Source organism: Chryseobacterium sp. JUb7, assembly GCF_024806495.1.
In the GTDB taxonomy this organism is placed as follows: Bacteria; Bacteroidota; Bacteroidia; order Flavobacteriales; family Weeksellaceae; genus Chryseobacterium.
Genome location: NZ_JANUFF010000013.1, coordinates 1 through 22,072 on the forward strand (window position 1 = coordinate 1; position 22,072 = coordinate 22,072).

A 22,072-nucleotide genomic window follows, 5' to 3' on the forward strand; every position below is an offset into this window, starting at 1 on the left:
TTCAGTAAAACTTTAGTTCAAAAAGGAGCTTCCATAGGGGCCAATGCTACTATTGTCGCTGGAAACACTATTGGAGAGAATGCTTTAATCGGAGCCGGAAGCGTGGTTACAAAAGATGTTCCTGCCAATACCGTTTGGTTTGGAAATCCGGCTAAGCAAAAAGGAACAATTAACGAGAAAGGAGAAATCTTATATATTTAAACACCTATGATCAAATTCTTAGATTTACAGAAAGTCAATTTACAATATCAAGAAGAAATTGAAGCAAAGCTTCTGGAAGTTTTTCGTTCCGGATGGTATTTGATGGGAGGTCAGCTTACCAATTTCGAACAGAATTTTAATAATTATATCGGAGCCAAACATTCTATTGGTGTAGCCAATGGACTGGATGCGCTGAGACTTATTCTAAGAGCCTATATTGAACTGGGTATCATGAGTAAAGATGACGAAATCATAGTCCCTTCCAATACCTATATTGCCTCTATTCTTGCCATTTCAGATAATGGTCTTGTTCCTGTTTTGGCAGAACCGGACATTGACAATTACAATATTGATATCTCAAAAATTGAGAAAAAAATAACTTCGAAGACAAAAGGGATCTTAATTGTTCACTTGTATGGAAGAATTGTTTTTTCAGAAGAATTAGAACAATTGGCTCAGAAATACAGTTTAAAAATTATTGAAGATAATGCCCAAACAATTGGAGCCGAATGGAAGGGTAAAAAATCCGGAAATCTTGGCGATGCAGCAGGTTTCAGTTTTTACCCCGGGAAAAACCTTGGTGCTTTGGGAGATGCAGGAGCTGTGACCACTAATGATGAAGAGCTAGCTAAGACAATCAGGGCTTTAGCTAATTACGGTTCAAACCAAAAATATGTCAATATTTATCAGGGGCTGAATTCGCGACTGGATGAAATTCAGGCAGCAGTTCTTGATGTTAAATTAAAATATATTGATGAGGAGAACACCGTTAGAAGAAATATTGCAAAACGTTATATCGGCGAAATTTCAAATCCAAAAATTATTCTTCCGGAAAATCCTGAAAACGAGAGAGAACATGTATGGCATGTTTTCATCATAAGAACAGAAAACAGAGAAGCTCTTCAGGCTTACCTTACTGAAAACGGGATTCAGACCCTAATTCACTACCCTATTCCACCACACAGGCAACAGGCTTATAAGGAATGGAATGATATGTCGTTTCCAATCAGTGAGAAAATTCATCAGGAAGTATTAAGTCTTCCTATTTCTCCGGTGATGAGCGATGAAGAGGTGAATAAGATAATTGAGATCATAAATAAATTCTAATGGAAAGACCATTGGTGAGCTTTATTGTTGTTTCTTATAACCATTCAGAATTTATCACTGAATGTTTAGATAGCATAAAAAACCAAACTTACACAAATTGGGAACTTATAGTAGCCGATGATGCCTCTAAAGATAATTCTGCAAAAACGGCTCAAAAATGGCTGCAAGAAAATCAGGTTTCAGCCAAAACAAATTTTCACAAAGAAAATAAAGGTTTTGCAGCGACTCTTAATGAATGTATACAAATGGTCGAAGGAAAATATGTAAATATCATTGCAGCAGATGATTATTTTCATCATGAATTTCTTGAAAAGTGCCTATCTTCTTTAGAACAGCGAGGTGACGATTTCGGAATGGTATTTTCCAGTTGTTTTATTATTAAAGAAGATAAAACATTAATTAATTATCTCAATGACTTTAGTTTTTATGAAAATAACATTCAATTTAAAAAAACATTAAAAAAACTAAACCCAATTCCAGCACTTGCAACATTAGTAAAGACAAAAGTCCTACAGGAAACCGGACCTTATGATAAAAATATTCTTATTGAAGACTATGATCGCTGGCTGAGAATTAGTGAAAAATACTTTATTGATTTTGTTCCTGAAAATTTAGCCTATCATAGAAAGCATGAAGAAAATATATCTAAACTCAAAGAAAGAGTTGTCTTTGTAGAAGAAATTCTTTTAAGATTAAAATATGACACCAATCTTGATAATAAAGTAAAAATTAACGATGATATCAAGAAAATCTATACCACTTCTAAAGATAAAAAAGAGATCCAAAAAGTTTCTGAAAAATATTCTAAATATGGAGGAAAGGAAAAATGGTTAGATTTATGTCTGAAGTTAAACTTGCCTGTAAAATGGTATTATTTAAAATATAAACTGTTCTAATGCTTAATAATTTAAAAAACAGTCTCGCTCAGAAAATAATTTCTTTAGTTGAAAATAACGAAAGAAAAAAGCAGCATGCAGCATGGCAGAGTTTATTAACCGCAAAAAGCATCAATATTCATAAAACATTCATTCCCAAAAATTCAACCATTTTTAAAGGAGAAGGAAATAACCTAGGACATATAACAATTGGGGAAAATGTTCTATTAAGAGAGTATTGTAATATTTTAGTATTTCCAAATGCCGAGCTTTCTATTGGTAAAGGCGTTTTTTTTAATAATTATTGTTCAATCAACTGCCTCGAAAAAATAGAAATTGGTGACGATACGATTTTTGGAGAAGGCGTAAAGCTTTACGATCATAATCATCTTATTGAAAGAGGACTAACTCTTCACGTTGAGAAAGAGAAATACACAAAAAAACCAATAGTAATAGGTAAAAACTGTTGGATAGGCAGCAATGCCGTTATTTTAAAAGGTGTCACAATTGGTGATAACACCATAATCGGGGCAGGGTGCGTCATCCACAAATCTGTTCCTGCAAACACAATTGTAAAAAATAATCAAAATTTAATTTATGAATCCCTCTAAAATGAAAAAAATATTATTCATTTCCCATGAAGCATCTTTATCCGGCGCCCCTATTCTTGCTTTAAACTTATTAAAGAGGTTAAAAAAGGAAAAGGAAGATTATACGATAGATGTTTTATTGATCAGAGGTGGAGAATTATATGAAGATTTTGCAAAGATTTCAAACCAGATTGTTGTTGCTCATTACCATCTTCAGTCTTTTTCTTTTTTAAAGCGAAACCTTAAACGGGTAGAATCTATTGTCTTCAAAAAAAAGCCGGAGACCCAACAGGATAAGATTGACAAAATCACAACGATACTCCTTCAGAATAAATATGATCTTGTTTATGGCAATACGATGGAATCTCTCATCTGGACGTTGCCGTTCTATAGAAAAAATATTCCTACCATTGTAGCCATTCATGAGCTAAGTTTTGGTATTGAGAGTACATATCCTAAAGAATTTGTATTGGAAAATATTTCCAATGTAACAAAAATCATCGCCGGCTCAAAAGCTGTCGGGGACAATCTTGTTGCTAAGTATGGCGCTGATCCAAAAAAGATCAATGTCGTTCATTCTTTTGTGGATTCTGTACTTATCCTTCAAAAAGATAAAGAAAGCCTCAGACAAGAATTAGGAATTAAAAACAATGAACTAATCATTGGAATCGCCAGCTCGCAGGAATTAAGAAAAGGAACAGATATGATCCCGCTTCTGGTACAAAAGATAAAACAAAAAACAGATCTTCCGTTTAAATTTATCAACCTGGGAGGTACTTCAAAAAGCCCAGCTGTACGTTGTGCCAAAATAGATGCTGAAAAACTGGAAGTTGATGATGTTTTGCTATTCATTGATCATAATAAATTTCCAAATGACTATATTAATCTTTTCGATGTATTTCTTCTGATGTCTAGAGAAGATCCTTTTCCTTTGGTAATGCTCACCGCAGCCAAACTTAAAAAACCTATTATTGCTTTTGAAAAAAGTGGTGGCGCTGTGGAGTTTTTAGAAAATGGATATGGCATACTTGCCCCTTATTTAGATCTTGATAAAATGGCTGATAATGTTGTAAACCTGCTCAAAAATAATGAACTGAGAAAAAAGTATGGTGAAAATATACACAGAAGACTTGAAGAAGATTATTCTGACGAAAAACTTACGTTGAATATTTTTAACCTGATAGATGAACTTGTATAAATGATTTCAATAATAATTTCATCCTATTTACCTGCTTATTTTTCTGCTTTAGAAGATAATATTTCTAAAAGTATTGGAGTCTCTTATGAAATTATTAAAATTGATAATCCGGGACTGATGGGAATTTGTGAAGCATATAACCAAGGTGCACAAAAAGCAAAATACGAAAATCTCCTTTTCATGCATGAAGATGTATTATTTCACACTCATCATTGGGGAAAAAAACTGATTAATCACCTCAGCCTAGCTGAAACAGGCATTATTGGCGTTGCAGGTTCATCATATGTACCCACTGCCCCATCAAGCTGGACAGTTTCGGAAAAATATAATTTTGTACATATTTTACAGGGAAACAAAGAAAAAAAAGAAGCCTTCCTGATTCACACTACTCAACAAAACCGTAATGAGGTTTTTGCTGTAGATGGAGTATTTATGGCAATCAAAAAGGAAAATTACAGCCAATTCAGATTTAACGAAAAACTATTGAAAGGCTTTCACGGATATGATCTTGATTTTAGCTTAAGAGTTTCAAAACAACTTCAAAATTATGTGGTTGATGATATTCTTATTGAACATTTTTCTAAAGGCAACCTCGATAAAACTTGGATGGATACCAATATTGTCGTAAAGCAGAATATTGACTTAAAATTTTCTCAACGATTTGATTCTGAAACAGAGAAAAAAGCTTTTTTAGGATTTTTACATAATTATTTTATGTATTATCCGGTCAACAGAAAAACCCTAATTTCTGTATTACAATTTTATCCTAAAAAGCTCAATGCGAAAGATCATGTTACAGTTGTAAAGAAACTTTTAAATTATATAAAATACGCTAAAAGCATTAATAACAAACAAAATACAAATATTTAAAACTAGTTTATTACCCTTATCATTAAATAAAATCATAGTTTTATATAGAAATTAATTAAGTAAAAAAACACTTAATAGAATATGATTATAGGAACAGGACTTATTGCCAATTCATTAAAAAACATTGATTCAGAGGTGATGCTGTATTTCGCTTCCGGAGTTTCCAATTCCCTCGAAACCAGAAGCTCAGAATTTGAAAGAGAATTTTCTCTTTTAAAAAAATCTATTGCAGAAAATAAAGACAAAAAGCTGGTTTATTTTTCGACACTCAGTATTCATGATCAATCGAAGCAAAACAGCCACTACGTTCTTCATAAAAAAGAGATCGAAAATTATATAAAAAATAACCTTGAATCTTATCTTATTTTACGGATAGGAAATATTGTAGGAAACGGTGGAAATCCCAACACCCTTTTCAATTTTCTGAGAAACCAGATCACAGCAGATCACGAGTTTACACTACATAACAAAGCGAGAAGACTTTTGATCGATATAGATGATATTTCCCGTTTTTTAGCCTCTGATTGTAGTTTATTGAATAATCAGACGATCAATTTTGCTTATCCTTATTATTATAATTTAAAAGAGATCATCAATGCTCTTGAAAATAAGATTGAGAAAGCGGCAAAATATAATGAGATTGATGAAGGTGACTTCTACAAAGTAGATTTTGATGAAAAAACCGAAGATTTCTTTACGGGAATTAATCCGCAGGAATACTTGCAGGTTTTAGCCCAGAAATATATTTAAAACTCAAAAATGTCTAAGATTTATATTATTATCGTTACTTACAATGCCATGAAATGGGCCGAAAAATGTTTTACCAGTTTAAAACAGTCTTCTGTTCCTGTGCATACTGTTGTCATCGACAACGGTTCTACAGATGGCACTCAGGAATATATCACAACCCATTTTCCGGAGGTAGACTTTATCCAGTCTAAGGAAAATCTTGGATTTGGAAAAGCCAATAATATCGGGATCGAAAAGGCATACAAAGAGGGTGCTGATTTTTTTTATTTAATGAATCAGGATGCCTGGCTTTATGAAGATAGTTTAGAAAAACTACTGGAAATCTATTATCACCATCCGAATAAAAAAGAGATTGGCATTATCAGCCCAATGCATATTGATGGTACAGAAAAACTTTTGGATATTTTCCTTGATAAATATATTGCCATTAATTTTGAAACAAGACTTATTTCCGATCTTTATTTTCAGAATCTGAAACCATATTACGAAATAGAATTCATCAATGCGGCACACTGGCTTATTCCTAGAGATACCATTGAGATAGTGGGAGGCTTCAATCCATATTTTTTCCATTATGGTGAAGATGTGGAATATGTCAACCGGGTGGTTTTTCATCAGAAAAAAACGCTGCTTGTTCCTGCCAGTAAAGTAGTTCACGACGGAAAACAAATATTAACCAAAGTAGATACTACAAAATATCCTGATCTGAGGGTAGAAACCAACATTATGAATCCGGGGCTTCCCAATTCGCTATATTTAGAAAAAAAAGCACTTAAGCAGAGTATGCTTAAAAATATAATTTTTGGAAAAATCGCCCATTATAAAAATTTATCCAAGAAATATAAAAAAATCACCTCAGAAGAGAAACAGCTTAGCGAAATGAAAAATATTGTGACTCAGGCCGGCCCTTCTTTTCTGAAAGTATGATAAAATTAATTTAATAATAAACACGCACAAATGAAACTCATAAAAAAATTAAAAAACAAATTAAAACTATTGTCCCATTCCGGCTCAGATTATTATTGTCCATTTTGTGGCTACCATTCGAAAGACTGGGAGGTTGTAGGACATGATCTGGCTGTTCTTCGTGAAAAGGAAGTCATCGGAGGCGGAAGAAGAGCTGCCGGCTGCTATAAATGCCAATCCAGAGACAGAGAAAGACTTTTATATGCTTTTATTATGGAAGAATTAAAACTTCCAGAATCCAAAGACCTCAGCATATTGCATATTGCTCCCGAAATTAAATTATCCAGCGTTCTCCTTGATCAACATTTCAAAGAATATGTGTGTGGCGATTTATTTACGCCGGGATATCATTATGCCGATTATGTAAAAAATATCAATGTTTTAGACATCCCCTATCCGGAACAGCATTTTGATTTCGTGATCTGTAATCATGTACTGGAACATATTCCGGAAGATACAAAAGCTATGGGTGAATTATTCAGGGTATTAAAATCTGGAGGTAAAGCCATATTACAGGTTCCAATCTCCAATAATACTCAGGAAACCCACGAAGACTTTACAGTTTCCGATCCAAAAAAGAGAGAGGAACTGTTTGGTCAATTTGACCATGTAAGAATTTATGGTCAGGATTACAGCACCAGATTAGAAAGTGTAGGATTTAAAGTAAACAGAATAAATATTTCAAATAAATACAAGAAATTAGGTCTAAATCCTTATGAAGATATTTTCTTTTGTGAAAAGTAGTTTATAAATTTAAACTTAATTTGAAAAAAAATAAATAAAATTATGTGTGGAATAGCAGGAATTATTGCCAGTAATGCCCGAAATTATCAGGAAGAAATTCAGAAAATGACAGATGCAATGGCCCATCGCGGTCCGGATTCTTCACATGCAGAATTTTATGACAACGCCGCCTTAGGACACCGCAGGCTTTCTATTATCGATTTATCTGAAAATGGAAAACAACCTATGTTTTCGAATACTGCAAACGAATGTATCGTCCTTAACGGTGAAATCTATGGCTATCAGACGATTAAAAATCAATATCCTGAATATCCTTACCGCGGAAGCTCTGATACCGAGGTTATTCTTGCCATGTATCAGAGAAAAAAGGAAAAGCTGATCCATGATCTTCCCGGAATGTTTGCTTTTGCCATCTGGGACAACGAAAAGCAAGAGCTGTTCTGCGCAAGAGACCGTTTCGGAGAAAAGCCTTTTTTCTATGCAATCGGAAAAAACAATGAGTTCATCTTCGCTTCGGAAATCAAAAGTATTCTGGCCTCCGGATTGATTCAGCCACAAGTAAATCATGATGCCCTCTCCCACTATCTACAGTATGGATATGTAAGCACTTATCAAAGTATTTACAGTAATATTTTCACTCTTCCGCCTGCTCATCAACTGATATGGAAAGACGGGAAATTTTCAGTTTCACGTTATTACAGCATTCCGCCAAAAGACCGGAATATAAGTTTATCTGAGGCTAAGGAAGAATTTACTTATTTACTTAAAAATGCTGTTAAAAAACAGCTTATTGCAGATGTTGAAGTAGGAAGTTTCCTTAGCGGGGGCTTAGATTCTTCTTCTGTTGTGGCTTTAGTTGCTGAGTTTTTACCGCGTCAGACTACCATCAGCTTCGGATATGATCACAAAGAAAGTGAGCTGAAATATGCCAAGGAAATTGCTGACAAATACCACACAAACCACATTGAAGTTCACGAAAAAAAGCAGGATCTTGCTACGGCACTTTTAAAGATTTCGCCGTTTTTTGATGAACCTTTTGCCGACATCTCGTTCATTCCTCATTATGAAATATGCAGAAATGCAAAAAAAGACCTTACGGTAGTTCTTTCAGGAGATGTAGGGGATGAATTATTTGGCGGGTATGATTTCTACAGGGTTGAAAATACATTAAGAAACCATTTCAGTTATAAAAATATCATTGCCAAGTTTGGTTTAAAATTATACCAGAATATAAAAGAAACATCTTTCATCACAAAGAAAAATCTTGCCCATGATCATATTCTGGATTTTCATCAGAATTTTGTCCGAAATTCATTTAATAAAGATGAGCAAAGGTCTTTGGGAATTGTCTCGGACTATCAGCAGCCTTACAGTTTCACTCCGGATCCTGATTCTTTAAATGATATTATGAGAGTGGATATGGAAGGATATGTTCCCGGAAATATGATGGTGAAATCAGACAGGATGGCTATGGCCAATTCTCTGGAAGTAAGAACCCCTTTCTTAGATGTTGATTTCGCTGAGTTTTGTATTCAGCTTCCGGAACAATTAAAGCTGAATAATGAAAATGACAAAATAATCCTGCGAGAATCTATGGGTTCTTACTGGACAGAAACAATAAGAAATCGCCGTAAACAAGGTTTTGGAATGAGTGTGAAAACTTGGTTTGATGAAGAAAATCTGGTGAACCTTTCCAATGACTTATTAAAAAACCGCGATCAGAAGATTTTTAACTATATCGATTTTGATGCCGCTCAAAAGTTTCAGAAAAAGGATCACAAACACTGGAACTTACTGCAACTTGCTCTTTGGGCTCATAACAACCAAAATATTTTATAATGTTGGATATTTCTGTTATCATACCCGTATACAACGCAGGGCAGTTTTTAGAAAAAGCTGTACAGTCTGCCATACAGTTTGAGGAAGTCAAAGAAATCATCTTAATTGAAGATAAATCAACCGATCATTCACTGGAAATTTGTCAGAAATTAAGCCTTGAATACAATAAGGTCAAACTATACCAGCATCCTGACAAAGAAAATCACGGAGCCGGAGCTACAAGAAATTTAGGAATTGAAAAAGCAACCGGAAATTTTATTACATTTTTAGATGCCGACGATTACTACCTTCCCAATCGCTTTGATGCCGAGAAAGAGATTTTTAAAGATCCTAAAGTAGAAGGAGTCTTCGGTGCTATCGGCATTGAATACCTTACTGAAAAAGGAAAACAGGAATATCAGTCGAAATTTAAAGATGCTCCGCTTACTACGGTAAATTATCATGCTGAGGGCGAAGAAGTTTTCAGGGGATTATTAAGTCTTACTCCAAAAACTTTCGGCACTTTTTTTCACCTTAATGCATTGACGATCAGAAAATCAGCCATTGACAAAAATAATTTAAGGTTTAATGTTAATCTCCGGGTACATCAGGATTCTGATTTTAATATTAAGCTGGCATATCATTGTTATCTGAAATCAGGAATCATAGATCAGCCAGTAGCAATAAGAGGAATACACGATGATAACCGAATTACCAAAATCGTACAATATTCTCCTCAGTATAACCAGAGGCAGCATATTTACTGGAAATCTTTATACGACTGGGCAAAAGCGGCTCAGATTCCCAGTGAGTATAAAAAAAGAATTTATTTAAGTTATAAATCTTTTGATTTATCTTTAAAAAAAGGATGGGCAAAATATGTTAATATCATTTTGGAAACCATTAAAGATCCAAAAATTTTAAAAACAAAATACAGATTTAACTATTACAGATAATGATGAAGATTTCCGTGATCGTTCCCGTTTATAATGCAGAAAAATTTGTCACTCATGCTGTAGAATCGGTACTGAGCTTTGATGAAGTATATGAAGTCATCTTAATAGAAGATCAATCGCCTGACAATGCTTTGGAAGTTTGTCGGCAATTAGCATTAAAATACAGCCGTGTAAAGCTATTTCAGCATCCTGACAAAGCCAATCATGGAGCTGCGGCCAGTCGAAATCTCGGAATAGAAAAGGCAACTGGTGATTTTATTGCTTTTCTTGACGCGGATGATTATTATCAGCCAAATCGTTTTGATGCTGAAAAAGAACTTTTCAAAAACCCAAAAGTTGACGGCGTTTACGGAGCCCTTGGCGTACATTATTATTCAGAAAAAGCAAAAGAACAATATTATGCAATCTATAAAGATGATCTTACAACAGTTTATAGAAAGCATCCTCCAAAAGATGTTTTTCCGGGACAAATCTATATGCTGGGAAGCTTTGGATTATTCAGTATTGATACCCTGACACTACGAAGAGATTCCCTAACAATGAAAATGGATTATTTATTCAAATCTGATTTGAAAATGCATGAGGATACAGAATTTTTATTCCGTTTGTCTTATTATCTTGATCTCTATCCCGGTATTTTGGATAAGGCGGTAGCAGTAAGAGGAGTACATGAAGATAACAGAATAACCAAAGTAGAAACCGGCAAGTTAAAGCAGGCTGCATCAAGGGCAATTCTTTGGAATGAGGTGAATAACTGGGCTCAGGATGAGAAAACAATGCCAGAAAATATTAAGATTCATATTAAAAGAATGCAGCGTAGTTTTGAAATTGCCAATGCCCCCAAAATAAAAAAATGGAGTATGATCTTTAAATATTTAACGATTGATTACACAAGCATAAGATCCGGATTATACAATATCAATTTTAGAAAAACACTATTATAATAATATAAACACTTTAGATGAAAATATCAGTAATTGTACCTGTATATAACGCAGAAAAATATGTAACACAAGCTATAGAATCGGCCCTGCAGTTTGAAGAAGTATATGAAGTCATTTTGGTTGAAGATCAATCTCCGGATAACGCATTACAGATTTGTGAAACACTAGCCCAAAAATATGATCGTGTAAAACTTTTTCAGCATCCTGATAAAGGAAACCATGGAGCCGGAGCATCAAGGAATTTAGGTCTGGAAAAAGCAACAGGAGATTATATCGCATTTCTTGATGCGGATGACTATTATCTTCCCAATCGTTTTGATGCAGAAAAAGAACTTTTCAAAGATCCAAAAGTAGAAGGTATTTACGGAGCTCTCGGCGTACATTATTATTCTGAAAAAGCAAAAGAACAATATTACAGGATTTTTGGAGATCGTTTAACAACTGTTTACAAAAGACATGACCCTAAAGATGTTTTTCCGGGGCAAATCAATTTAAGAGGCAGTTTCGGTCTTTTCAGTATTGATACTTTAACGGTACGCAGGGAGAATATGGTAAGTAAACTCAGTCCTTTTTTTAAAACCCATTTAAGGCTGCATCAGGATACCGAATTTTTGTTCCGGCTGTCATACTATCTGGATCTATATCCTGGTATTTTGGATAAAGCTGTTGCGATGAGAGGAGTTCATGAAGACAATAGAATTACAAAAGTTGATACTAAGAAAATAAAACCAGCTACCACAAAAGTCTTACTGTGGAGAGAGATCTGCAATTGGTCCGAAAATGAAAAGTCTATTCCGGAAAATATAAAAACCCACATCAGAAGGATGCAACGCAGCTTTGAAATCGCACTGGCACCTCCGTTGAAAAAATGGGGAATGATTACAAAATATATGGTTACAGATTATCCAAGTATCCGTTCCGGAATATATAACATTAACTTCAGAAAGGATTTATTTTAAATCCTTTCTTTTTATAAGAATTGAATCTGCAAGCTGGGCTGTAAATACTTTACCCGATTCTTTATACATATGATTTCCGTCTGTATATTGGTAATCATTGGGATTTGAGGTAAAATCAAAATATTGCATTTGGTGCTTTTCAGCAATTTCCTTCATTTTAAGATTAAAATCCGGAGCATAAGAGTTTTCCACTTTCATTAACCGTTCTGAGGTGGGAATTCTAACTAAATATACTGTCCCTTTATTTTTAAGGAATTTTATAATGTCTTCCAATGATCTGAGCCTCGTTGAAGATATTTTTTGGTTTACAGCAAGATCTTTATAAAAGAAATCCACTTTTTCAGTTTCTCTCTTCTTCACAGAATCTTTTTGCATATCAACGGTTACTTCCAACCACCCATCTTTATGTAAATAGGTATTCGATTTTCCTACTTTTTCTCTTTCTGTATAAATTTTAAACCAGCTTCTGCTGTAGTTTTTTAAAAGGTATTCATAATTGGGAGACCAGTTATAAAAATGCATATTTTTCAAAGGAGAATGTTCTTCCGGAAAATCTTTGAATTTTTCAACGCCTTTATTGGAAGATAAATTCCAGGGGTCAACAGTTAAAATAAATATGCCATTTTTTGTATTCTCATGTATTTTTTTCTTTAAAGCATCAAGATAAACCGGACCATAAGGAGACTGAACTACATTCAATGAAAAATTATCAAATTTTCGCTGAAGTTTTTCTTTCAGAATTCTTGGTAAAACTGCCTGTGAACCTCTTGAATCTCCCAGGATAATATTATTGGGCTTCTCTACTGCAAAATGCATGTAATTATCATCCGTATTGCCATCAGCAAAAGAACCCAAAACAGCAAATATAATGACCAGTCCTAACAGATAAAATGATATTTTAAATAAAAACTTTTTCATACTAAAATTGAAAATAAATAAATTCGTTATTCCCGAAATTAGCATAACGGAGAATGATATAAATAATAATCAAATACAGAAGTCTTCTCAGCCACGGATTGAATCTCTCTATCTCCAGCCCATGAAACCTGCTTCTGTTAATCCATTCAATCATCAGCATAACTCCTATCAACGATAAAACTTTATAAGGAAAGTGTGCGGGAACTTTAAATATTGTCTGATTAAAAATATTTCCTATGTATGATATCGCCTCTGAAACTGATGCTGCTCTAAAGAAAATCCATGCAAAACAAGTAAGAGAAAAAGTAATTAAAATTTGTAAAAACTCTTTAAATGACGGCAAAAGCCTATTCATTGCAACCACCTCGAGATTCTGTCGGTTTTTGCTGGCAACCAAAAGTGGTAAGAAATAAATTGCATTGAGCCCTCCCCAAATGATAAAAGTCCAGTTTGCTCCATGCCAAAATCCTGAGACCAGAAAGATGATAAAAGTATTTCTTATTTTCATCATCAATCCTCCCTTACTACCTCCTAAAGGAATATAAAGATAATCTCTGAACCATGAAGACAGAGAAATATGCCACCTTCTCCAAAATTCAGCAATATCTCTTGAAAAGTAAGGAAAAGCAAAATTTTTCAACAGCTCAACACCAAAAAGTTTTGAAACCCCCAATGCGATATCTGAATATCCTGAAAAATCTCCGTAAATCTGGAACGCAAATAAAACAGCTCCTAAAACCAAATTACTTGCACTTTCTGTATGATAATGTGCAAAAATCTCGTTAACCAACGGCGCACAACTATCTGCAATAACCATTTTCTTGAAAAATCCCCACAGAATTTGACGCATACCATCCGCAGCCTGCTCATAATTAAAGATCCGTTTTTTCTGAATTTGTGGCAAGAGATGCGTAGCCCTCTCGATGGGACCTGCTACCAAAAGTGGGAAATAACTTACGAAAACAGCATAATCGATAAAATTTTTCTCTGCAGAAATTCTTTTTTTGTAAATATCAATGACATAAGAAAGGCCATGAAATGTATAGAAAGAAATACCCACGGGCAGCACAATTTTAAGAAGCCATACATTCGGATGGAATCCGAAACCGCCTAATAAATCGGCGAAGCTTTCAACAAAAAAATTGTAATATTTAAAAAAGCCTAAAAACCCAAGATTGATAATAATACTGAGTGCCAACCAAAATTTGGCTTCTTTATTGGTTTTACTTTTCTCAATCTGATGACCTGAGAAATAGTCTAAACCTATAGAAAACATTAATAAAAAAAGAAAACGCCAATCCCAACAAGCATAAAAATAAAAACTTGCGAAAAGAATCAGTAGATTTTGATGTTGATATTTTTTATTAAATACAAACCAATATAATATGAAAACTATTGGCAGAAAAATCAAAAACCCAATTGAATTGAATAACATACAGTGTTTTTAAAATTAATTTTATTTCTTATCCTTATATGTTTCGATCAATAAATTCTGTGTTGTACGTTGCATGTATGTTTGGGAACTATTATTTCAGTCATGTGTATATTATTTTTTGAAGTTTAACAAAAGTATCTATTTTTATTTAATCTTCCATTTTTTCAGATAATCTCTCATGGGTTTTTCAATAAACTGATAGAAAACCATTGAAACTATCATTAAAGTTAATATATAAATCAAAAAGATGGTATCCGTTTTTAAGAATCCTACTGTTTCCCACAAAACTTTTCTCAATAAGTAGAGTACAGGAATATGAACAATGTAAATCGCATAGCTTATTTCTCCTAAATACTCCATAGGCTTTAATGAAAATATTCTCGTCATCCATCCATTATTGCAGGAAATCAAATAGATCAGTGGGATAAAGAATACAGCCATCAGCCCGTTATGAAAATTAAGCGGAATATATATTAATGAGAGCAAGATTGCTACAAAAATTAAAATAATCGACAGGTCAAATTTCCTTTCTTTAAAATTTTTAACAAAAAACAATCCCGCCAGGTTACCGATTAAAAATTCATTAAGATGCAACAAAGGGAAATATGAAATAAATTCATGGCTTACTGTATGAGGTCCCTGATAAAATACTGAGTTTACGTAAAGATTTGAAAATACCTGTGTAATCAGCCAAAGTAAAATTGTTCCGATCCAGATACTTTTATTTCCTTTTGAATAAAAATAATTATACAATAGTGGGAAAAGTAAATAAAAAAGAAATTCTACGGATATAGACCAGCCCGGAAAATTCAAAATCAATACATCACCCGGAATCCAGCTCTGAGTACCGGATAAATACAAAATAAGCTTATAAAAGTTAAACTCAGAATATTTAGTAACCAATAACAGCAATAATCCCAAAACATATAAAGGGTAAATTCTTGCCAATCGGTTTCTGTAATAATCCCAATACTGAATTTTATCTTTTTTGTGATAAGCAACGATCATGATAAAACCGGAAAGAATAAAAAAATAGCTAACTCCGACATTAGCCCTTAAGAAAATATCGGAGATATATTTTATTTTATACAGAAATAAATCTTTGCTGAAATGAGAAATAACAATAGCGATTGCCGCTATAAATCTTGTAAATGTAATCTGACTAATTTTCACTAAAATTCAAATACATTACAACATTATTATTTCACAAAAACGCCGATGTACTTACCTTCGTATTCTACAACAACCGTATCAATAGAATTTGCCTCACAAAAATCCTGATAAGCCGAATTATCACCAATATCATCACTGATAAAAACACCCCCTTTTCTAAGGTGTCTGTATAATTCATTATAAGCCCAGACTCTTCCGTTATAACTCTTATCCGAGTCATAATGCACAACATCAAAAGTTTCACTATCACCGAAAATTTTCGGTAAAGACTCTTTATCAGCAAAACGGAACAGTTTCCAGTACTGTTTAAGATTTTCAGGAACTACATACCCAACATACTGGTCTCCATCCTGAGCCAGATATGGCATATCCGAACTGTACAACTTCCCTTCTCTTTTTTGCAGAGACAGCAATGCTGCCAGAGAAGACCATCCATAAGCTACGCCTGTTTCCACTACATTTTTAGCGTTCGCAAACTCACACGAATAATAAATTAATTCCAAGGCTCCGGGACCACCCATTTTAATAGGACAATCTTTTTCTTTTTGCTCAGACTGCTTTAAGATTTCCAGAAACTGGGTTCTAAATGGAGAAATATCTGCTCCAAAAAGTTTTGTTACTGCTTCCTGCTGAGAAATTGCTTTGGAAGCTGCCCAGGAATTCGTTTTTTCCTTTCCTTTAAAGGCATTACCTCGATTAACTGTATTTTTAATGATCTTTCTGCCCAGTTCAGGATAAAGGTCAGGTCTTTTAAGATAGGCGACAAACGTTTTGAGAACTCTTACTATTTCACTCACTGTGTTAAATTTAAGACACAAAAATAAAGATTTTTCTGTAACTTTTCAGATATAATTATATTTGTAAAAATTTATTAACACAAGTGTATGAAATTTTCTATTCTTATTGCCAACTACAACAACGGCAAATTCTTTAAAGACTGCTACGATTCTATCCTCGCTCAAGAATACAAAAACTGGGAAACCATAATCATTGACGACCGTTCTACCGATAACTCAGTTGAAGTTATTAAAGGAATTATAGGAAATGATGAAAGATTTAAATTGTATGAAAATGATGCCAATTATGGTGTTGGGGTTACGAAATCAGATCTCATTGAACGCTCAACTGGGGATATCTGCGGATACTTAGACCCAGATGATATCATTAAGCCTAAAGCATTAAAAAGTGCAGTCGAAATTCTGGAAAAGAAAAAAGATGTTGTACTAACTTACTCCCGACTGGCAAAATGCGATGAACATTTAAATATTTTAACCGAATTCAAATCGGCAATGCAGGTTCCCAATGGGCAGAAATATTTTTTTAATTTTCCGATACAGATTGCTCCGTTTGTGTCATTTCGAAAAGATGTTTATATGAAAACATCAAGGATCAACCGCGAATTAAAAATTGCTGAAGATCAGGACCTTTATTACAAAATGTATGAAGTGGGGAAAGTAGAATTCATCAATCAGACGGATTATTTATATCGGGCTCATACAGGAGGGATTTCTCAAAATGATAATAAACAAAAGTCCTATGCCTACTATGCACAGGCCATTTGGGAAGCTATCCAAAGGAGAAATTTAAAAGAAATCAATGGAAAAGCTGTTCCTAAAGATTATAAAGATCCCCAGGAAATTTTTGACCTTCTGGAATATCAAAATAAAATTCCCTTCAGAATAAAAAAACAAATTAAACTCAGAATACAAAAAATCTTTAGATAATGACAGACAATAAGAAGATCAAAGTGCTTTTTAGACATCGTTCTATGGAGATGGGCGGAGTGGAAAAAGTGATACTAAGTATGCTCAATAATCTCAATAAAGAAAAATTTGAGATTACGGTCTGTTTAAATATCAATCAAGGTGAATTAAGAGACGAATTCCCTTCCCATGTAAAAAAAGTATTTCTTACAAAAGGCAGAGAAGATCTGTCTAAAAGACCTTTTATTCAAAAAATACAACTTGTCAAAAGAAATCTTAAACTAAAAAAAGCATTAAAAAATCCCAGTATTGCCAATGCTCTTTTAGAAGAAAATTATGATGTGGAAATTGCGACTACCTATTCTGCATTTGCACCAGTTTTAGATTCTCTTAAAAAGAATTCAAAAAAAATAGGCTGGTTTCACTCGGATATTACATTGCCCAAGTTACAACCATTGGTTCCTGAAATATTAAAACAAATTCCTCAGTTTGATTATTTTATTTTTGGATCCCAGCAAACGAAGGATATTTTATCAGAAACTTATCCTAATCTTCCTGTTCCTGAAAATCAGGTCATATTAAACGCCATTCCTATTGATGAATTAAAGCAAAAAGCAGTAGCTTTCACTCCCGAATTTCCAAATAAACCTGTATTTGTATCCGTTGCCAGACTACATAGCAGAAAAGGCTTTCATAAGCTTATGGATGCTCATGCAAGACTCTTAAAAGATGGTTTGGATCATCATATCATCATCATCGGTGACGGTGAAGAAAAAGAAAATCTAAAAAAACAGGCCGAAAACCTGGGAGTAACTCATAGTTTCGAGTTTTTGGGATCTCTCATGAATCCTTATCCTTATGTAAAGCAAGCTGACTTTTTTATTTTGCCATCAGAATCCGAAGGTTGGCCATTAATTATAGCAGATACATTAATTCTTCAAAAACCAATTATATCAACCAATGTCGGCGGAATTCCGGAAATGATCGCCCATGAAAAAACAGGATACCTCATCAATTATGATACTGATGAAATGTATGAATCAATGAAGAAATTCCTGACAGATCCCGAATTGGTTTCACAAATCAAAGACAATTTAAAAGATATTGAAAAACAGTTTGACAATCAGAAAATTTTTGATGCTGTTGAAAATATCATCATTAACTTAGTAAAAAAATAAGTATGCTTTTATTATATCGCGCCATACTGAAGATCCATACCACGTATCAGTTTATGATACAAAAAATTTATCTTAAAATTTGTCTTTCAAAAGGATTGAAAGTAGGAAAAAATGTACGTTTTGTAGAAGTACCACAATTTGGAACTGAAGCTTTTTTAATTGAAATAGGTGATGAAACTACATTTTCAAATAATGTAAGATTTGTAAACCATGACGGTGGGCAGAATGCACTTCATTTTTTTGAAAAATATAAAGACGTAAGAACCTTTGGCAGAATAAAAATAGGTAAACAATGTCTTATCGGTGCAGACACTATTATTATGCTTGGTGTAGAAATGGGTGACAACTGTGTTCTCGGAGCAGGGTCTATTTTAACGAGTTCTATGCCCAGCGGAACGGTATATGCCGGAGTTCCTGCAAAATACATCTGTACGATTGAGGAATATGGAGACAAATTACTCGCTAACAATGTTATGTACCCTCGTGAATTAGAAAAAGACAGACCAAAACTAGAAGCTTACATCAAAGAACACCTCCCTCACACCTACAAACCAGTAAGAAAATAAATGACTGAAAAGAAAAAAATCCTAATCCGTATCGGTTCCCTTCGACATGGTGGTGCAGAAAAAGTTTTAGTCACTTTTTTGAAGAATCTTCCAAAAGATAAGTACGAAATTGATTTATTATTGAATCTTTATTCCGGAAAATACCTGCCGGAAGTTCCGGACTGGATCAATATTTTATATCTGCACAAAGGAGAAATGATTACCACCAACCGCCCTCACGAAATTCCGAAAAAAGCGGCAAGAGTACTCTATCAGAAGACTTTAAAAAAATTCCCGAATCTCCTTTATAAAAGAAAATTAAAAAATAAAAAATACGACATAGAATTTGCCGCCATTCATGGAATGCGTGACGAAATTTTAGGTTCACCATTAAAAAATTCAAAAAAAATAGTCTGGATTCATAATGATCTTTCACAGGTAAAGGGCTATACGGATTCTGAGATCCGGAAGTTCTTCGGATTTGATAAAATTATGGTGATCTCAGAGAAAATCGAACATTTATTTTTAAACTTAGCTAAAAACGATACTGAAAAGCAAAAAATTGTAAGAATCTACAATCCGCTGGATACTGAAGAATTTTTATTAAAGGCCGAAAAACCGGTTATCAATTATACTTTCGATCCGTCTGTTCCTACATTTATCTCCGTAGGAACTGTTTTTCCACAAAAAGGCTTCGACAGATTATTGAAGGTTCACAAAAAATTACTGGACGAAGGCTTAAAGCACAAGGTTCTCATTGTAGGTGACGGTTATGATTTTGAAAATATTAAAAACCTGAAATCAGATCTGGGTGTTGATAAAACAGCTACCATGCTTGGTTTTACAGATAATCCTTATCCTTATTTTAAAAATGCTGATTTTTATATTTTAAGTTCAAGGTATGAGGGTTTTCCGACCGTCTTATTTGAGGCCATTACCCTGAAAAAGAAAATTATTTCTACGGAAGTTTCCGGCGCCAGTGAAATGCTTAACCATGGGACACTTGGATTAATCGTGGAAAACTCTGAAGACGGAATTTACAATGGAATGAAACAGGCTCTGACTCAGCCTGAAACTTTTACACCCTATTCGGAAAAACTAAAAGATTACGAAATCCCTTTCAATCTGGAAAATTCTGTATCTAAAATAGTTTCCATTATTGATCAGTTGTAATACTTTTTTAATTTCAGGCTCATCCAAAACCTCTACATTTGTTTTATGGCAGAAAAGTACTCTATCATCCAAAAAGATTTTTACAGAGAAAGCGGAAAATGGCTTTCCGGCACTAAGATTTGGACTAAATGCATCAATCCGAATCTTCATTTCATCTATGTTTTAAGAAAAACTCAGCAATATCACAAGACACCTGTCCTAGGTGTATTCTGGAAAATGATTTTAAGACATTATCAGATAAAATATGGCTTCCAGATTTACCCTGAAACAAAAATCGGAGAAGGTTTTTATCTTGGACATTGGGGAAGCCTGGTCATCAATCCGAAGGTGACCATTGGAAAAAACTGCAATATAGCACAGGGAGTAACAATCGGACAGCAAAACCGTGGAAAAAACCAAGGCTTTCCTTCTATAGGAGACGAAGTCTGGATTGGAGCCAATGCCGTGATTGTAGGGGGAATTACGATTGAAAACAATGTTTTGATCGCTCCGAACTCTTATGTAAACTTTAATGTTCCTGCCAATTCAGTGGTCATGGGAAATCCCGGAAAAATATATGAATCTGAAAATGCTACAGAAGGTTACATTAATAATAGAATATAAAACCATACAATTTTAATCCGGTAAAGCTCCTTTTTTAGGAGTTTTTTATTATTTAAGAAAACTTTAATTTTCAAAATCATTGTTTTTTTATTCATTGTTTGTAATTTTATATTGGTTTTTAAAAGATGTTTAAATTATTTAAAACCTTAAAAGTCACTTTTTAAGAACAGAGAACATAGCATTAACGCTGTATTACATATGATTTTAAGCATATTTTAATATTAAACTTTGTTAAAAATGATTACATTTTCACCAAAAATTATATTTTTGTATGATTATTGATTTAGTCTATTGAATTTGAAAATAATTTAAACGAAATAAATAATTGTAACACTTTAAATTTTTTTTATGTCACAATCGTACGAAGTTATTTTCGAAAACAACAGAAAATGGGTCGAATCCAAAGTTGCCAATGATCCTACTTTCTTCGAAGAATTAGCTAAAACTCAAAATCCGGATTATCTGTATATCGGATGTTCGGACAGCAGAGTAACTGCCGAAGAATTAATGGGAACACAGCCGGGCGAAGTTTTTGTAACAAGAAACATCGCGAATGTGGTCAACACACTGGATATGAGTTCAACAGCTGTTATTCAATATGCTGTAGAACACTTGAAAGTAAAACACATTATTGTTTGCGGACATTACAACTGCGGAGGTGTAAAAGCAGCGATGACGCCTCAGGATTTAGGGTTATTGAATCCCTGGCTGAGAAATATTCGTGATGTTTACAGATTACACCAGGCTGAACTAGACTCTATTCATGATGAAGGTAAGCGTTATGACAGACTGGTAGAACTTAATGTTCAGGAGCAGTGTATCAACGTTATTAAAATGGCCTGCGTACAGGAAAGATATATTTTAGAAGAATATCCTGTTGTTCACGGGTGGGTGTTTGACCTTAGAACAGGTAAGATCATTGATCTGGAGATCGATTTTGAGAAAATCTTAAAGGATATCCAAAAAATCTACAACCTTACAAGTTCTGATTGGGTAATGAGCAGAAAAACAAAGTAAGTTTTTCAAAAAAAATGTAAAATGAAATTCTGGAGTATTATTGTTTTAACGTTTTTCCTGAACTTTACAGCTTTGCCGAGCATAGCTGCCGTTTTCGGTTGGGAATTACAGCGAACCAATATTATCATCAATGAAGAAGAGCCGCATTCTCATCCCACCTCTTTCACCGTTTACGAAAAAACACTTCCAAAAACTCTGGACGTATTCGATTACCTTAAATTTTTCGAACCTGACCTTCAGGGTAAATCTTTTGTACTGATCGATGATGACTTTCATCTGTCACCTTTACTCACCATATTTTCTCCGCCTCCGGAAGCTTAATTTTTAAGTATAGTTAGTTTTTTTAATA

The 22,072-nt window shown here is 33.8% G+C and carries 23 protein-coding genes and 1 pseudogene; 20 read left to right on the forward strand and 4 right to left on the reverse strand.

Going from position 1 to position 22,072, the window contains the following annotated elements; genetic code table 11:
* From M2373_RS18855 to M2373_RS18915, 13 genes and pseudogenes are all read left to right on the forward strand, one after another.
* A pseudogene (locus M2373_RS18855) lies at positions 1–201 on the forward strand (DapH/DapD/GlmU-related protein); the annotation flags it as partial.
* 6 nt (positions 202–207) lie between these two features.
* The gene (locus M2373_RS18860; protein WP_259112802.1) at positions 208–1,308 is read left to right on the forward strand and encodes a DegT/DnrJ/EryC1/StrS aminotransferase family protein; all 1,101 of its coding nucleotides are present in this window, start codon (positions 208–210) and stop codon (positions 1,306–1,308) included.
* Positions 1,308–2,204 carry a glycosyltransferase family 2 protein gene (locus M2373_RS18865; RefSeq protein WP_259112803.1) on the forward strand — a complete coding sequence of 299 codons (897 nt, stop codon included), beginning with the start codon at positions 1,308–1,310 and terminating at the stop codon, positions 2,202–2,204. The genes M2373_RS18860 and M2373_RS18865 overlap by 1 nt, the downstream gene beginning before the upstream one ends.
* The gene (locus M2373_RS18870; protein WP_259112804.1) at positions 2,204–2,794 is read left to right on the forward strand and encodes a DapH/DapD/GlmU-related protein; all 591 of its coding nucleotides are present in this window, start codon (positions 2,204–2,206) and stop codon (positions 2,792–2,794) included. The genes M2373_RS18865 and M2373_RS18870 overlap by 1 nt, the downstream gene beginning before the upstream one ends.
* Before the next feature lies 1 nt (position 2,795).
* Positions 2,796–3,971 (forward strand): glycosyltransferase family 4 protein, encoded by a 1,176-nt coding sequence (locus M2373_RS18875; RefSeq protein ID WP_259112805.1) that lies wholly within the window; start codon positions 2,796–2,798, stop codon positions 3,969–3,971.
* Positions 3,972–4,841, forward strand: a complete 870-nt coding sequence (locus tag M2373_RS18880; protein ID WP_259112806.1) for a glycosyltransferase family protein — start codon at positions 3,972–3,974, stop codon at positions 4,839–4,841.
* An 81-nt stretch (positions 4,842–4,922) separates the two neighbouring features.
* Entirely contained in the window at positions 4,923–5,591 is a 669-nt protein-coding gene (locus M2373_RS18885; RefSeq protein ID WP_259112807.1) for a hypothetical protein, read from the forward strand.
* Positions 5,592–5,600: 9 nt separating this feature from the next.
* Positions 5,601–6,518: a glycosyltransferase family 2 protein gene (locus M2373_RS18890; RefSeq protein ID WP_259112808.1), complete on the forward strand. Its 918-nt coding sequence runs from the start codon at positions 5,601–5,603 to the stop codon at positions 6,516–6,518.
* 30 nt (positions 6,519–6,548) lie between these two features.
* A complete protein-coding gene (locus M2373_RS18895; protein ID WP_259112809.1) occupies positions 6,549–7,301 on the forward strand; it encodes a class I SAM-dependent methyltransferase in 753 nt (250 codons plus the stop codon).
* A gap of 42 nt (positions 7,302–7,343) precedes the next feature.
* Complete coding sequence (gene asnB / locus M2373_RS18900; RefSeq protein WP_259112810.1) at positions 7,344–9,140, forward strand: asparagine synthase (glutamine-hydrolyzing); 1,797 nt, start codon at positions 7,344–7,346, stop codon at positions 9,138–9,140.
* Positions 9,140–10,075 (forward strand): glycosyltransferase family 2 protein, encoded by a 936-nt coding sequence (locus M2373_RS18905; protein ID WP_259112811.1) that lies wholly within the window; start codon positions 9,140–9,142, stop codon positions 10,073–10,075. The genes asnB and M2373_RS18905 overlap by 1 nt, the downstream gene beginning before the upstream one ends.
* Positions 10,075–11,019: a glycosyltransferase family 2 protein gene (locus tag M2373_RS18910; protein WP_259112812.1), complete on the forward strand. Its 945-nt coding sequence runs from the start codon at positions 10,075–10,077 to the stop codon at positions 11,017–11,019. The genes M2373_RS18905 and M2373_RS18910 overlap by 1 nt, the downstream gene beginning before the upstream one ends.
* A 17-nt stretch (positions 11,020–11,036) precedes the next feature.
* On the forward strand, positions 11,037–11,978 hold the full coding sequence (locus M2373_RS18915) for a glycosyltransferase family 2 protein (protein WP_259112813.1): 942 nt from the start codon (positions 11,037–11,039) through the stop codon (positions 11,976–11,978).
* Here M2373_RS18915 and M2373_RS18920 read toward each other — a convergent pair.
* The 4 genes from M2373_RS18920 to M2373_RS18935 all read right to left on the reverse strand — a co-directional run bounded on the left by M2373_RS18920 (position 11,970) and on the right by M2373_RS18935 (position 16,301).
* Complete coding sequence (locus M2373_RS18920; RefSeq protein WP_259112814.1) at positions 11,970–12,896, reverse strand: hypothetical protein; 927 nt, start codon at positions 12,894–12,896, stop codon at positions 11,970–11,972. The genes M2373_RS18915 and M2373_RS18920 overlap by 9 nt on opposite strands.
* Before the next feature lies 1 nt (position 12,897).
* Positions 12,898–14,331: an MBOAT family protein gene (locus tag M2373_RS18925; RefSeq protein WP_259112815.1), complete on the reverse strand. Its 1,434-nt coding sequence runs from the start codon at positions 14,329–14,331 to the stop codon at positions 12,898–12,900.
* A 144-nt stretch (positions 14,332–14,475) separates the two neighbouring features.
* Positions 14,476–15,504: an acyltransferase gene (locus tag M2373_RS18930; RefSeq protein ID WP_259112816.1), complete on the reverse strand. Its 1,029-nt coding sequence runs from the start codon at positions 15,502–15,504 to the stop codon at positions 14,476–14,478.
* A 26-nt stretch (positions 15,505–15,530) separates the two neighbouring features.
* Complete coding sequence (locus M2373_RS18935) at positions 15,531–16,301, reverse strand: O-methyltransferase (protein WP_259112817.1); 771 nt, start codon at positions 16,299–16,301, stop codon at positions 15,531–15,533.
* Between the two features lie 87 nt (positions 16,302–16,388).
* Here M2373_RS18935 and M2373_RS18940 point away from each other — a divergent pair, with 87 nt between their 5' ends.
* From M2373_RS18940 to M2373_RS18970, 7 genes are all read left to right on the forward strand, one after another.
* A complete protein-coding gene (locus M2373_RS18940) occupies positions 16,389–17,228 on the forward strand; it encodes a glycosyltransferase (RefSeq protein WP_259112818.1) in 840 nt (279 codons plus the stop codon).
* Positions 17,228–18,385 carry a glycosyltransferase gene (locus tag M2373_RS18945; protein WP_259112819.1) on the forward strand — a complete coding sequence of 386 codons (1,158 nt, stop codon included), beginning with the start codon at positions 17,228–17,230 and terminating at the stop codon, positions 18,383–18,385. Before M2373_RS18940 ends, M2373_RS18945 begins: the two co-directional genes overlap by 1 nt.
* Positions 18,386–18,387: 2 nt before the next feature.
* Positions 18,388–18,951, forward strand: a complete 564-nt coding sequence (locus M2373_RS18950; RefSeq protein ID WP_259112820.1) for a DapH/DapD/GlmU-related protein — start codon at positions 18,388–18,390, stop codon at positions 18,949–18,951.
* Positions 18,952–20,103 (forward strand): glycosyltransferase, encoded by a 1,152-nt coding sequence (locus M2373_RS18955; protein WP_259112821.1) that lies wholly within the window; start codon positions 18,952–18,954, stop codon positions 20,101–20,103.
* 45 nt (positions 20,104–20,148) lie between these two features.
* Complete coding sequence (locus M2373_RS18960; protein ID WP_259112822.1) at positions 20,149–20,706, forward strand: serine acetyltransferase; 558 nt, start codon at positions 20,149–20,151, stop codon at positions 20,704–20,706.
* Between the two features lie 348 nt (positions 20,707–21,054).
* Positions 21,055–21,723, forward strand: coding sequence for a carbonic anhydrase (locus tag M2373_RS18965; protein ID WP_259112824.1), 669 nt, complete (start codon positions 21,055–21,057; stop codon positions 21,721–21,723).
* A gap of 21 nt (positions 21,724–21,744) precedes the next feature.
* On the forward strand, positions 21,745–22,044 hold the full coding sequence (locus tag M2373_RS18970) for a hypothetical protein (protein ID WP_259112826.1): 300 nt from the start codon (positions 21,745–21,747) through the stop codon (positions 22,042–22,044).
* Positions 22,045–22,072 lie beyond the last annotated feature (28 nt).